The 13,295-nt window shown below is 67.8% G+C and carries 15 protein-coding genes and 1 tRNA gene; 5 read left to right on the forward strand and 11 right to left on the reverse strand.

The features are described 5' to 3' along the window. The 3 genes from ACWF94_RS16840 to ACWF94_RS16850 all read right to left on the reverse strand — a co-directional run. A partial coding sequence (locus ACWF94_RS16840; RefSeq protein WP_453488215.1) for a hypothetical protein occupies positions 1-187 on the reverse strand: 187 nt, incomplete at its 3' end. Between the two features lie 111 nt (positions 188-298). Beyond that, entirely contained in the window at positions 299-1,018 is a 720-nt protein-coding gene (locus tag ACWF94_RS16845) for an ABC transporter permease (RefSeq protein ID WP_453488217.1), read from the reverse strand. A 149-nt stretch (positions 1,019-1,167) separates the two neighbouring features. After that, complete coding sequence (locus ACWF94_RS16850) at positions 1,168-2,064, reverse strand: ABC transporter ATP-binding protein (protein ID WP_453488219.1); 897 nt, start codon at positions 2,062-2,064, stop codon at positions 1,168-1,170. Between the two features lie 253 nt (positions 2,065-2,317). Here ACWF94_RS16850 and ACWF94_RS16855 point away from each other — a divergent pair, with 253 nt between their 5' ends. After that, a complete protein-coding gene (locus ACWF94_RS16855; protein ID WP_453488221.1) occupies positions 2,318-3,550 on the forward strand; it encodes a sensor histidine kinase in 1,233 nt (410 codons plus the stop codon). Beyond that, positions 3,547-4,149, forward strand: a complete 603-nt coding sequence (locus tag ACWF94_RS16860) for a response regulator (protein ID WP_453488223.1) — start codon at positions 3,547-3,549, stop codon at positions 4,147-4,149. The genes ACWF94_RS16855 and ACWF94_RS16860 overlap by 4 nt, the downstream gene beginning before the upstream one ends. A gap of 98 nt (positions 4,150-4,247) precedes the next feature. Here the strand turns inward: ACWF94_RS16860 and ACWF94_RS16865 are convergent, their stop codons facing one another. After that, positions 4,248-4,952: a TetR/AcrR family transcriptional regulator gene (locus ACWF94_RS16865; protein WP_453488225.1), complete on the reverse strand. Its 705-nt coding sequence runs from the start codon at positions 4,950-4,952 to the stop codon at positions 4,248-4,250. A gap of 114 nt (positions 4,953-5,066) precedes the next feature. On the opposite strand from ACWF94_RS16865, the gene ACWF94_RS16870 reads away from it, so the two are divergent. Further along, a complete protein-coding gene (locus ACWF94_RS16870; RefSeq protein WP_453488227.1) occupies positions 5,067-6,023 on the forward strand; it encodes an NAD(P)-dependent alcohol dehydrogenase in 957 nt (318 codons plus the stop codon). Between the two features lie 352 nt (positions 6,024-6,375). On the opposite strand, the gene ACWF94_RS16875 is transcribed toward ACWF94_RS16870, so the two are convergent. The 6 genes from ACWF94_RS16875 to ACWF94_RS16900 form a co-directional block, all read right to left on the reverse strand. After that, positions 6,376-7,185: an STM4013/SEN3800 family hydrolase gene (locus ACWF94_RS16875; protein ID WP_453488229.1), complete on the reverse strand. Its 810-nt coding sequence runs from the start codon at positions 7,183-7,185 to the stop codon at positions 6,376-6,378. A 46-nt stretch (positions 7,186-7,231) separates the two neighbouring features. After that, positions 7,232-7,978, reverse strand: coding sequence for a nucleotidyltransferase family protein (locus tag ACWF94_RS16880; protein ID WP_453488231.1), 747 nt, complete (start codon positions 7,976-7,978; stop codon positions 7,232-7,234). 359 nt (positions 7,979-8,337) lie between these two features. Further along, positions 8,338-8,520: a hypothetical protein gene (locus ACWF94_RS16885; protein WP_453488233.1), complete on the reverse strand. Its 183-nt coding sequence runs from the start codon at positions 8,518-8,520 to the stop codon at positions 8,338-8,340. Positions 8,521-8,692: 172 nt separating this feature from the next. Continuing rightward, entirely contained in the window at positions 8,693-9,076 is a 384-nt protein-coding gene (locus ACWF94_RS16890) for a hypothetical protein (protein ID WP_453488235.1), read from the reverse strand. A 41-nt stretch (positions 9,077-9,117) separates the two neighbouring features. Then, complete coding sequence (locus tag ACWF94_RS16895; RefSeq protein WP_453488237.1) at positions 9,118-9,270, reverse strand: hypothetical protein; 153 nt, start codon at positions 9,268-9,270, stop codon at positions 9,118-9,120. After that, the gene (locus tag ACWF94_RS16900; protein ID WP_453488239.1) at positions 9,267-9,500 is read right to left on the reverse strand and encodes a hypothetical protein; all 234 of its coding nucleotides are present in this window, start codon (positions 9,498-9,500) and stop codon (positions 9,267-9,269) included. Before ACWF94_RS16900 ends, ACWF94_RS16895 begins: the two co-directional genes overlap by 4 nt. Before the next feature lie 438 nt (positions 9,501-9,938). On the opposite strand from ACWF94_RS16900, the gene ACWF94_RS16905 reads away from it, so the two are divergent. Together ACWF94_RS16905 and ACWF94_RS16910 are read left to right on the forward strand one after the other, a co-directional pair. After that, positions 9,939-11,288, forward strand: coding sequence for a transcriptional regulator (locus ACWF94_RS16905; protein ID WP_453488241.1), 1,350 nt, complete (start codon positions 9,939-9,941; stop codon positions 11,286-11,288). Positions 11,289-11,637: 349 nt separating this feature from the next. Next, positions 11,638-11,724 (forward strand) — tRNA-Ser (locus tag ACWF94_RS16910). 137 nt (positions 11,725-11,861) lie between these two features. Here the strand turns inward: ACWF94_RS16910 and ACWF94_RS16915 are convergent. Beyond that, on the reverse strand, positions 11,862-13,295 hold a 1,434-nt coding region (locus ACWF94_RS16915), incomplete at its 5' end, for a hypothetical protein (RefSeq protein WP_453488243.1).

Below are 13,295 nucleotides of genomic sequence, written 5' to 3' on the forward strand. Positions count from 1 at the left end.
CTCCGATGCCGTGACGGCGGGGCAGTGGATGTCGGACAAGCTCCGGAAGCTGTTCACCACGGCTCCGTAGCCAGCCGGGGGCCCCGGCCGGGCGGTACGGGCAGCGGGTCGCGGTCCGCCGGTCGCCGCCCAGGACTACCGCCGGGTCCCCCACGCCCGGATCGAGATCCTCGGCGGGGTCGGCCACACCCCGATGTTCGAGGACCCCGACACCACCGGAACCCTCCTGCACGGCCTGGCCGTCGACACCGCGCCACGCTGACCCGGCGGCACCACTCGGCGTGCCCGGCGACCGGTGTCAGCGGCGCGGCTCCCACCGGAAGAGGCGGGCGGCCAGCGCGACGGAGACGACGACCCAGCCGAGGGTGGGCACCAGCAGGATCAGGGAGTCCGCGACGGCGACACCGCCGTTCCACGCGTTGACGACCAGTTCGGTGGCCGAGCCGCCGGGAAGCAGCCGCTTGAGCAGGCCGAGTTCCCCGGTTCCGGAGATCCCCACCCAGCCGGACACGGCGATGGTGCCGATACTGATCGGCAGGGTGGTCACCTGGGCGTGCTCGGGAGAGTTCGTCACTCCGGCCGTGGCCAGCCCCAGGCCGAGCATCATGACCACCGTCGCGAGGACCGCGACCGCCAGCAGGAGAACATCGGTCGGCTCGCCCGCCACCACGGCCAGTACGACGAGGATCACGGTGACCTGGACCAGCGCGATGGCGGTGACCGGGACGAGCAGGCCGGAGAGGATCTCGGCGTCCCCCGCAGCGGTGGAGCGCAGCCGCTTGAGGAAGAGGTTCTGCCGGCGTGAGGCCAGCGTGGTCACGGTGGTGGCGTAGAGCCCGAACGCCCCCACCGTGAACACCACCACCGCCGCGATGTATCCCAGACTGCCCAGCTTCGCGAAGGTCTCGTGCTGGTAGACGAAGTAGGAGCTGACCGCTGTGGGCATGAGGAAACTGCTGACCAGCACCAACCGGTTCCGGAAGATCTGGATCAGCTCGCTGAGCGCGATGGAGAGCATGGTGAGGGTCCCTTTGTCGGGAGGTTCCGGGAGGTACGGGGGGTACGGGAGGTCCGGGGGGCCGGGAGGTACGCGGGGGTACGGGAGGGGGCTCCGGGAGCACCTGGAGCAGCCGGAGTAGCTGGAGTAGCTGGAGTAGCTGGATGTCTCTAGTCGCTGCCGCTGCCGATGGCGATGGCGCGGAAGACATCGTCGAGCCGGGTCGGCCCGGCTTCGAGTTCCCGTAGCTCCAGCCCGTTGTGCCGCGCCCAGCCGAGCAGGGTGTAGAGGTCCTTCTGCAGACCGAAGGTCTCGACGCACAGCCTGCCGTCGCTCTGGCGGGCGGCCGGCAGCGGCAGCGGTGGTGCGGCGGCAGGCAGGGAGAAGCGGATGGTGGCCGGCAGGGCCCCCGTCAGTTCGGCGACGGTCCCCTCCGTGTGGAAGGCGCCCTTGTGCATGAGCCCGATACGGTCGGCGCGCTGCTGGGCCTCCTCCAGGTAGTGGGTGGTGAGCACCACGGTGGATCCGTCCTCACGCAGCTTGTCCACGGCGTCCCACAGGGCGTCCCGGGACTGGATGTCCAAGCCGGTCGTCGGCTCGTCCAGGAAGACCAGCTCCGGTGTTCCGTACACGGCGGTGGCGAAGTCCAGCCGTCGCTTCTCGCCGCCCGAGAGCTGGGAGACCCTGGTGCCGGCCTTGTGGGTGAGGTCGACGAGGCTGAGCACGCGCTGGACCGTGTCCGCCCGCCCGGTGAGCCGTCCGATCAGCCGGACGGATTCCTTCACCGTGAGGTCCGGGGAGAACCCGCTCTCCTGGAGCATGATGCCGGTCCTGGGCCGTACGGCACGCCGGTCGCGCGGGCCACGCCCGAACACCCGTACGGTTCCCGAGGTGGGTGCCCGGTGGCCTTCGATGATCTCCAGGGTCGAGGTCTTGCCCGCCCCGTTCGTGCCCAGCAGCGCGTACAGCTCCCCGCGCGCCACCTGGAACGACAGATCCTTCACTGCGTGGAAGTCGCCGTAGGTGAGGTTCAGCCGTTCGACGTCGATGACTGGTGTTGAGGACATGCTTCGATCACAGCAGCGGCCGCGACCAGCCGTCAGTGCGACTGTGTCACCACTTCACGATGACATTCGGCGGGTGCGGCCATGACACGGTGTCACTGGTGGCATCGCTCCGCCGGACGAATACTGGGAGGCGGAATCTGCTGTTCGATCTCGGAGAGCCACCCATGCACACCCGACCACCGCGCATCCCGCCGACGGCCGAGTACGGCCGTCCTCCGCATGGTCCGCGCGGTGCTGCGGTCGGGTGCCGCCGATGAGGCCGGACCGGGCGGCGGCCCAGGCGATGGCCGACCACTCCGAGCCCACTGACCACTCCGAGCCCTCCGGCCGCTCCAATCGCCCCGGGCCCGTCCAGCTGTCCTCGGCGACCCGGGCCCGGCTGCGCAGCCTCAATCTCGTCATGCTGCTCCCGCTGCTCGCCGCCGTCGGGGTGCTCCAGGTGGCGCGCGATGCCGAGACCTGGTTGCAGGCCGCCGTCCTGAGCGTGGGCGTGGCGGCGGCCATCGTGGCGTTCGTACGGTGGGCGGCGGGCGACATCTTCAGCGTCGCGCTCCCCTGCCTGGTCATCACGGCGGCCGTGTGGCTGTTCGGGGCGCTCACCGACGGTCATACCGCGTTCTACGGCATCGCGATCGTGGGCTCCCACACCATCCCCCGGCTGCCGCGCCACCGCGGCGCGGCAGCTGTGGGTCTCACCACCTACGTCGCCGCGGTGGGCGCCGCAAGGCTGCTGGTGACGCAGGCCGACGTCATCGGCGTACTGATCGAGTTCGTCATCGTGCCCGCGGGCGCCACCGCGGTGATCACCGGTCTGATGTTCCCCAACCAGAGGTTCTACGGCCTCGTCGCGGAGCTGGAGGCGTCACGGGAGCGCGAGGCGGAGCTGGCCGTCATCCGGGAGCGCGTCCGCTTCGCCGGCGATCTGCACGATATCCAGGGCCACACGCTGCATGTGGTGAAGCTGAAGATCGCGCTGGCCCAGAAGCTGGTGCACAGCGACGCCGACCGGGTGGAGCAGGAGCTGCGCGAGATGTACACCCTGGTCAGCGACACCATCAGCCAGACCAAGGAGCTGGCCCACGCACAGCGCAGGCTCAACCTCTCCGCGGAGCTGGAGAACGCGAAGAACCTCTTCGAAGCCGCGGGCATCCGCGTACGTGTCAACCGTGAGGCCGAGCCCGACGCGCGTACGAGCGAGCTGCTCGGCCAGGTGCTCCGCGAGACGACGACCAACATCCTGCGGCACGCGCAAGCCACCCGGGTGCGGATCACGCTCTCCGGATCCGGCATCACCATCGTCAACGACGGCGTACGGGAGGGTCCGCTACCCGAACTCAGAGGGCTCTCCGCGCTCAGACAGCGAGTGGCGGACGACGGAGGCGAGCTGACGGTGGAACAGCGCGACGGGCGGTTCCTGACGGCGGCGGCGTTCCCGCACCCTTCGGCCGGCACGGCCCTGGCGAAGACGCGGCAGGAGACGCGATGACCACGGTGGTGCTGGCCGACGACGAGGTCCTTCTCCGCAAGGCGCTGGCCGCGCTCCTTCCCCTGGAGGGCGAGATCACCGTACTCGCCGAGGCGGCGGACGGTGCGGCGGCGGTGAAGGCCGCTCTGCGGCACCGGCCCGATGTGCTCGTCATCGATCTGGAGATGCCCGGTGTGGACGGACTCGGTGCCGTCGCGGAGATCCGGCGCGCGCGGCCGGAGCAGGTGATCCTCATGCTGACGCGCCACGCCAGGCCGGGGGTGCTGCGCAAGGCCCTCAAACTCGGCGTCCAGGGGTTCGTCAGCAAGTCAGCCGAACCGGCCCACATCACAGCGGTCATCGCCACACTGCACGAGGGCAAGCGATGGATCGACCCGGATGTCTCCGCGCTCGCCGTCATCGACGACTGTCCGCTCACCGACCGGGAGATCGACGTACTGCGGGTGACCGGCGAAGGGTACTCGGTCGCCGACATCGCCGACCGACTCCACCTCGCGGCGGGCACGGTACGCAACTACCTCTCCAACGCCATGCAGAAGACCCAGACGAGGACCCGGCACGAGGCGGCGCGCTACGCCCGCGAACACGACTGGCTGTAGCCAAGGGCGGCCCAACGCGCGGACGTACTCGGGTTCACGGGCGGCCCACGACGCACATACGCGCGTTCACGGGCGGCCCACGACGCACGTACGCGCGTTCACGGGTGGCCCGGCGCCCGGCGGATCTCCCTCGGTGCCATCACCGCGGGAGGCGGGAGAGGGCCGGAGTCCTGTGCGCGGAAAGCCTGGAAGAGATAGGCGAGCAGGCGCCGGGAGGCGGCGAGGGCGGCTTCTCGCGGTTGCCCGGCGAGGCCGCTGTTGGCCATGAGCAGGAGCGTGATGTCGGCGGGGTCGAAGTCGTCTCGCAGCTGTCCGGCCTCGCGGGCCCGCCGGACCAGCCGCGCCAGGCGCTCTTCGGCGCAGGCCCGTTCGCGGTCGTAGTCGTGCCCGTCCGGGGACCGCGCCATGAACGGGAACTGTGCCATGAAGACGGCGGCGAAGCCCCGGTCGGTCACCTGTGTGGTGCACACCTCCTCCAGGAGCGCGCGCAGGCCCCGGCCGGGATCGGGGTCGGCAAGGGCTTCGTCGAACGCAGCTGCGCACAGGCCGAGTTGCTCGGCGAAGGCGGCGGTGACGAGTGCGTCGCGGGTGGGGAAGCGGCGGTAGAGCGTGGCCACGCCGACTCCGGCGCGGCGGGCGACGGTACTCATGGGGGCATCCACGCCCTGGGCCGCGAACACCTCGCGCGCGGCGTCGAGGATACGTTCCCGGTTGTGCCGGGCATCTGCGCGCAGGGCGGCCGGGGCGGTGTCGCCGGGCTCGCCGGGGTGCCCAGACGCTTTGTGAGATGGCTGAGCAGGCAATGTCTCTCACTTCGAGCTAAGTGGACGGTGTCATCCGTTTACCGGTTTAGCGTGAGCGTATCAGCGGGCGCACCCGGCGTATCCGCGGCTCCGAACGTGACACAGGACGAGATCATGAGCGAGATGCGTGCGGCCCTCTTCGACCGCTACGGCCCCCCGGAGGTCCTCTACGTGGGCAAGCGGCCGGTCCCTGCCATCACCCCCGACGAGGTGCTGGTGCGGGTGCACGCCGCCGGAGTCAACGGCGGCGAGCTGCTCGACCGGGCCGGAAAGGTGCGACTGCTGACCGGCCGCGCCTTTCCCAGGACCAGCGGGATCGACTTCGCCGGGGAGGTGGCCGAAGTCGGTGCTTCGGTCACCGGGGTACGTGAAGGTGACCGGGTGTGGGGACTGCTGGGACGCAGGACCGGCAGTATGGCCGAGTACGTCGCCGTACGCCCCCGCCTGATCGCCCCCGCCCCGCACAACCTCACCCCGGTGCAGGCGGTCTCACTGCTCGCCGGCGGGACGACGTCCGTGACCGCTCTGCGCGACAAGGCGGCCATCGAGCCCGGTGAGCGCCTCCTGGTCCGTGGGGGCAGCGGAGGCGTGGGCAGCGTCGCCGTACAGATCGGCAAACTCCTCGGTGCCCATGTCGTCGCACTCGCGGGCGCCGGCAACCTCGGCTTCGTCCGCGACCTGGGCGCCGACGAAGCACTGGACTACCGCACCAACCCCGTCTCCGAGCTGGGCCGTTACGACGTCGTCCTCGACACCGTCGGCACCCAGCAGTCCCGGTTCCGCCGCCTGCTGGCTCCCGGCGGGCGCATGGTCGCCATCACCACCGACTTCAACAGGCCGCTCACCGCCCTCGCCACCGTCCTCGCCTCGACCGTCCACGGAACCGGACGCATACGCGCCTTCAGCGGCGCCCCCAGCACCGCTCTGCTGGCCGAGATCACCCGCTACGCGGAGCACGGTGACCTCGTCCCCGTCGTGGACACCGTCCACCCACTCGACCGCATCGCCGACGCCCACCGGGCCCTGGAAGCCGGCGGCGTCCGCGGCAAACACATCGTCCGGATCATGTGAGCGGGCGAGCGGGCGAGCGGTTGAACACCGCCGCTGCCTCTGCTCCTCTGTCACGGTCGGTCGCACCACAGCCCAGAAACGCAGAAAACCCCTGGTCAACAGGGGTTTCAGCAGAGAACTGGTGGTGTCCGAGGGGGGACTTGAACTCTCCACTCGGGCACCAGCCTATTAGTTCGCTGACCTGGGAGAATGCTCCTTCCTGACCCCCTTGGACTCTATGAGGGTTGGTCATCCTCACCTGGCGTTTCAGCCTGTTTCGGACCGCTGTTGGTCATGCGTTGGTCACGTGGCCAACCCGCCTGGAGGCTCACAGCCCTACCCTGTTGGGCGGGCGCACCGAGGCCCCCTGTAATTACGGCTGGGCGGCGGGGATGAGAGTTTCCGCGTAGGGGACGCTCCACACGGTGGGGTGTGCGATGCCGTGGCCGTGGTGAGCGTCTTCGCCCATCGCGTCGCCGTGATCCGCGCAGATCATCACCAGCCACGGCCCCGCAGCGGGCATGGCTGTGAGCAGTCGGCCAAGCTCCCCGTCCACGTAGGCCAGCGCGGCACACTGGCTCTCCCACGTGTCCTCCGTCTCCCCTGGGAGATACGCATGGTGCGGGGTGTGCGTGGCGGAGACGTTGAGGAACAGGAACAGCGGCTTCCCTGCCCTCTGCTCTCGGAGGGTTTGTAGGGCGATGTCGACTTGGTGGCGGGTGGAGTCCGGGTTGTCGGTTCCTGTCTCGGGACTCCAGTGGCTTTCCTGGAAGAGTCCGGGCAGGACCCGACCCAGTTTGGTTTGGTTCGAGAAGAAGCCGACTCCGCCAATGCAGACGGTGCGGTATCCGAGACCGGACAGGCCGGTCACGATGTCCGGCGCGTCGAATACATAGGTTCGTTCGGTGATGGTCGTTCCCCGTACGGCGTGGCAGGCGAGTAAGCGCCCGTGGCGTTGGGGGCCAGACAGTACGGGGAGGAAGCCGGAGAAGAACGCCATGTGCGCGGGAAGGGTGAAGGTCCCTTGTGTACGGCGTTCTTCCCACAGTCCGTTTGGTAGCAGGTTCTCGATGTTCGGAGTACGGCCAGCGTGCAGCGTTGCCCGCGCTACGTCGTAGCGCAGGGAGTCGAGCGTGACGAACAGAACGTTATGGCTTCCGATTACCTTGTTCGCGTTGATCACGGTTGTCGTGCCCTCTCGGCTCAGTGGGCCGACGCTGGCCCACTACTCAGTTGGAATCCGTGGTGCGGAACTCTTCCGGGAGCAATGTCCCTGAGTCGCGGACTTCCTTGGATGCTTCGATGACGTCTTTCACGGTGTCGATTCCCCGCCAGTAGCCGGACAGCCGGTAGCCGACGAGTCGCCCGTCTTTGGCGAGTCGGGGAAACGTGCTGTCCTCGTGGTCTCCCTTGTCGGGAAGGAGGCTGACCACCTCGGGGTTGAAGACGTAGATTCCGGCGTTGATCCAGTACGGCAGTTCCGGGGACTGGGTGAAGCCCCGGATACGGTCGTCGCCGTCCAGCTCGGCCACGCCCCAGTTGGAGCGGTACGGAGACAGTGCGACCGTGACAGCCGCACCCTTCCGGCCGTGGTAATCGGACAGCTCAGCGAGTGAGAACGTCGTGATGACATCCCCGTTCAGGACGAAAAAGGGTGCGCCCGGGTCGGCCAGCCGTGCCGCCGCGTATTTGAGTCCCCCGCCACGGCCCAGCGGCTCGTCTTCGATCGCGTAGCGGGTTTCGACTCCGAAGCGTGAGCCGTCTCCCGCATAGTCCGAGATCATTTCGTGCTTGTAGCCCCCGCTGATGGTCACAGACTTCACCCCGTGTTCCGCGAGCCACGCAAGCTGATAGCCGACGATGGGTGCACCGGCCACGGGAACCATGGCTTTGGGTGCGTCATCGGTATAGGGACGCATTCGGGTCGCCTGGCCACCCGCCAGAATCAGAGCTTGCGTCACCAGAGTTGCGGTCATTCCCCGTCTTCTTTCGGCTTCCGGGGTGCCCCTCTGACACCCGTCGGAGCCATCCTGTCAGCGCGCACCAGTTGAGGGGCGGGAACGCCCCGATAAGCAAGCCCCTATTCAGAGTTGGGGTGTTCGTACCCCGCAAGGTCCGCCCCTGCCTGCCCGCTTGAGGGTCAGGAGGCAGGGGGCGGAGTCTGGTTGGGGCCCCGGCCCCGCAGGGCCGGTTGGGGACCGGGGCCAAGGAGAGGTACGGGACTCCCCTTCTTCCTCTAGGCCAGTGCCGGGGGCATCGGTCCAGAGGGTGTCCGCCCCCACCAATCAGAGGGCGGAGTCTCTACATCACTAGGCAGCGAGTGCGGGACGCCTTGCTAGCCGCCGGCCCGGTGCTCATCGGCGAGTTGCGCCGCCAATTCGTCTGCCGCCTGGCCTGCGGCCTCCCTCATCGAGGAAGGCAATTCCTCGCCTCTGCTGGCGTTGATCGCGGTGCCGACTGCGCCGACCAAGTCGAACAGTTCATCGTCACCGGCCGAGGAGCCAGACACAGTGTGCAAGATGGTTACTACCTTTCCGTTGAACTCTCAGTACCGGATCATTCTTCGGTAATCCCTGGGTGCGTGGCCCGTCCGGCCGCCGACAGCCGGACGGGCCCTTTACCCGCCCCGCGTTCCCAAGTGGTGAGCAGAAACATGATCCACGAGAGGCAAGGGGCGGGAGTCTGGTGGTTCAGGAATCGAGACAGGAATTGACCAGGGCCGTGATCCGCGCGTACTCCGGACTGGCCTTGAACGCTTCTTCCTCTGGATCAAGAAGTTCGAAGCTGTGCCCTCCGGGATGATCCAGGAAGAGCCCGCAGGCTTCGTCATGAACCCCGTCTCCGGTGAGGGCGGGGCAGTCCGGCCGCACCCGTACCATCACCTGCCCGGCCTCGTCCCACGAGACCCACATCTCACCCTTGCTGGCATCCTTCAGCACCCATGCCAGTGCAGAATGCGTTCGCTGGTCCTGGTGGTCTTCCAGCGGGCACCGCAGGTCGCGTTCCATCCCCTCAGGGTTCTTGGCCTCTTCGGGGTGCAGGCAGAACATGAGCCGTTTCAGCGAGCGGGACACGGGCGTCTCCGCGCCGCAGATGCGGCGTACATCCGGCCCGGTCACAGTTCCCCCAGTGCGCCGAGAGCGACGATTGCGGTCATGCCCAGGTAGACGGCCAGGGCGTAGGCGGGTCCTTCGTACCGTTCGGCCTTGCGGCCGAGCGCCTCCAAGGGACACCACTTCGCCCGCCAGCGCGCCAACACCGCCTTCACCGGTAGCCCCTGCTCTGCGCGTTGGCCTCGGCAACGGCGGTGCTCAGGGCGTCGGACTGAACGGCGGGACTCAGGGCAGAGGCAGGGGCTTCCCATTCCCGTCCGCCGTTCAGCGGGCGGAGCTGATAAACGGTCCCTACGTGGTCCATGACGCGCCCCACACGCTCGTGCGAGGCATCCTTGACCACGTCGCCGGTTTTGGGCCGGTAGCGGCCTCCTGGCGTGTTCACTCAGCCTCCTCCATCGCAGGCTTGTGGGGGTGATTCCTGATCTCGTCGCTCGCGCGCTCAGCCTGACGGCGGCCGTCGCCGCGCTGCCCGCGCCACGTCTGGGAGTAGGTGCGGAGCCGGGCGTACCCCGCGCAGATCCCGCAGCCCTCAACAGGTTCGGGTTCACGGCCGGACCTCATGCGACCAACTGCTTCAGCCCTGCTTGAACGGCGTGCAGCGTGCCAGCCGCCCTTTCCGCGTAGCCCGGACACGTACCCGCTCCGAAGCGAGCTGTCAGCCGGGGCAGGGTTGCGGGTCCGGTCCGCCATCGTTGCCACGCCCTTTCGCTGCTTGCGGTGAGCTGCTACACAAGCCAACTGGAGTCGAGGCGAACGGGGTAGCTTCATACGGGTGGCAAACCCTGGCACTTCCCCGGACAACGGAAGGATGGGCGCAGCCGTGAAATACCCGAACCAGTTACTGGCCGATGCACTCGCACGTTCACAGATGAGCAACGGCGAGCTTGCACGTCGTGTCCACGCCCAAGCGATGGTGTCTGGACACCGGCACATCAATCCTGACGCTACGGCCGTGCGTCGTTGGGTGAATGGTCAGCAGGCAAGACATCCGCTCCCAGGGTTGATCGCTGATGTCTTCTCGGAACACTTCGGCCGACGCATCACGACGTACGATCTCGGGTTGGGGAAGTCGCCCGACCTTGACCGCCCTCTGACGTACAGCCCATCTTGGGCTGTAACTGTCGAGTCAGTGACCGAGCTTGGGAGAGCCGACATGGATCGCAGGAAGTTCCTGGCGGCAACGCCTTTTGCGGCGGCTGCTGGCATAGGGCCGTCACGTGATTGGCTTGTCAACACGCTGGACCAGGAGGCACGGCCCGGCCCCAGAGTGGGGCTTGAAGACGTGACGAGCGTTCAGAACATGTTCGAAGCGTTCCAAAACACTGACGTCATGCAGGGCGGTGGGTCAGGCCGCCTAGTCCTGACCCAGTATATGAACGAGCATGTGTACCCCTTGCTTCGCCGGACCTACTCCGACCAGGTGCGGCGAGCCCTCTGTGCCGCTGCTGCTGAGCAGACCTACTTGCTCGGTTGGATGGCGTTCGACGACGGGGAGCACGGCACGGCACAGCGATACCTGATTCAAGCGTTGCGGCTTGCGGAGGAGTCACAGGACGCGGCACTAGGTGCGCATGTACTGGCCGGTATGGCAGACCAAGCCACTCTGACAGGCAATCCTTCCGAGGGACGCAGCCTTGCCCAGGCAGGCCGGCACGGGCTTGCGCGGGCCGATTCACTGGCTTGCCTGGCCGACCTGTGGGCGCTGGAAGCGCGTGCCCTCGCGGTGATGGGCGACAAGCCTGCCACGGCACGGGCAGTGGCTGCGTCCGAGAAGGCGTTTGCCCAGGTCGATCACTCCACCGAGCCGGTGTGGGCGAAGTTCATTGATGCCGCCTACCTGCATGGTGAACATGCAAACGCCTTTCGAGATCTTCACCAGCCAGACCACGCAGCGGAGCACGCCCGGCAATCGATCCAGCATGCCCAGGCTCAGGGACGGGCCAGGCGTGGGGCCATGTCGCAGGCAGCACTCGCAGTGACCCACCTGCAACGGAATGACCTCGAAGCGGCTCACTCCGCGGGCGTCAAGACGCTGTCCCTCGCACGCCGTGTGAAGTCTTCCCGAGCGATCGCGGCAGTGCAGGACGTGCGCCGCAGCATGGTTCCATTCGGTGCGCACCCCCTCGTCGCCGATTTCAACGAGCGGACTCGCACGCTTCGAGCCGCCTAGAGCGAACGGGGTGCCGAAGGCGACCACGACCCGAAGCACTTCGTCCAGTGGCCCCCGAGCCGGATCAGGGGGCCACTGTTGCAGTCGCGGGCAGGAACCCCGTAGCCCTGGCTGGCCGTCGAGGTGCGGCTACGGATCTCAGACCGATCCGGAGGAGGACGCAGGTTTGGGCCTTTTCGCGTCAGAATGACGAGATGGCTCTCGGGGCGACCCGTATTCTGGCTGGTGGCCCGCTCTGGCGCCGGAGCATCGGAGCTTTCAAGATCTGGACCTGTGGTGGACCACGGTCCCCGCAAAGGGAGTGAGGCCGGTACGCTGTATCCGCTCCGCCCCTGGTGGACGGGGCGAGGGTGGGTTGCCCGAGTGGCCTAAGGGAACGGTCTTGAAAACCGTCGTGGCAGCGATGTCACCGTGGGTTCAAATCCCACACCCACCGCAGGTGAGAGAAGCAGCAGGTCAGAGGGCGGGTCTCCGAACCGGGGCCCGCCCTCTGCGCTCACCTTGTCTCACCTCACGCCCCTGATTCCCGGTGCCGACCAGGGCGTGTGGGCCATACGCGGGCCAGGATCAGCCCTACTCCTCGGCGCGAAGCCCCAGCTCAACGAGCCGGTTGGCCGCCGCCGACCCGCCCTTGAGGAGCTTGGCGTAGAACCGGTAGAGCACCGCGAGGCTGTGGCCGGCGCGGTAGGCGGCCTCCACCGGGTCCATGCCGGACTTGATCCACAGAGAGATGGCCGCGTGCCGCAGGGAGTACGGGACCTCTGCCAGCGCGGTCCGAAGCTCCTGCTTGCTGAGCACGACCTTCCGCGCCTCGCTCCAGACTTCGGAGTATTCATTCGACGTTAGACGGCCGCCGCGCACCGCCCGAAACAGCCGACCGTCCGGTGCGACACCGAAGCGCGCGATGTGGGTGCGGACCATGCGCACGTATATCGGCGGGACGGGAACGGCTCGTACGGCCTTTCGGGCCCGGTGTTTCAGGCCGCGCTCGTCGTGGGACTTCCCAGTATCGGTCCAGCCGCTCCCGACTTCGGGGTGGCTCTCGGACACCAGCACTTCGCCCCACGCCTCCGGCTCGCTCTCCGGTGGCAGGATGAAGTCCGACTCCTTGAGCGCCGCAGCTTCGCCGGGGCGCGTCGCCACGTAGTAGACGGCCCCGTAGAACGCCTCCAGATGCTCACCACGGAGTCCCTGCGCGGCCACGGCGGCGAGCAGCGCGCGAGCGAGTCGAGGGCCGGGCACCCACCGGAAATCGACCTCGTCCGAAGTCTGGGGAGCTGCCCAGTCCACCGACAGAAACGGGTGGCGGGTGAGGAGGGCGCGTTCCTCAACCGCGTAACGGAAGGCGTTGCTCAGCACCATGCGCTTCCGGTTGGCGGTGTTCTCCGCCGCAGGCTTCCCATCCAGTAGCCGTGAAAGGGCCGTGAGCGCCGCGCGTACGTGTTCCGGCTTCGCGGCTTCGTCCACCCGCATCGAGTGCTGACAAACCCACTCCAATGCCTTCCGGACGTTCTCGGGAAGCTCTTGAGCGTCGGCTCGGGAGACGAGCTGATCCTTCGGACCGTCCACGGCCCGGAACGCCCACTGGTACAGAGCGGCGCGGAGCACGCGGGCATCGGGTCGGGTGCCGGTGTCGGCCGAGAAGACAGGCGTTACGACCGCGAGGGATTCCGCGATGCTCGCCCGATGCTTCGCCGCCGCGCCGGGCCACTTCATCAGTGCGTACGCCTTGGCGTGCTCGTACCACGTCGGCATCGCGAGGGCGGCAAGCTCCTTTTCGGGGAGCCCGGTCTCCTCGTCGAACTGCTGCCCTGCTCGCAGGGCGGCCATGAGCTGGGAGCGGCGACCGTCAGCCTGCGGTTTGAGGGTGAAGCTCTTAGAGTGCCCCTCGGCTCCGACGCGCCAGCGGAGTTCCCAGGGCTTTGGCCGGCCTTTTCGCTGCCGGATGGACCAGATGACGACGTCGAAGGTGAGCATGTCTCTCCATGAAGAGAGGGCCCGCCGTGG

Source organism: Streptomyces sp. NPDC055078 (assembly GCF_053607985.1).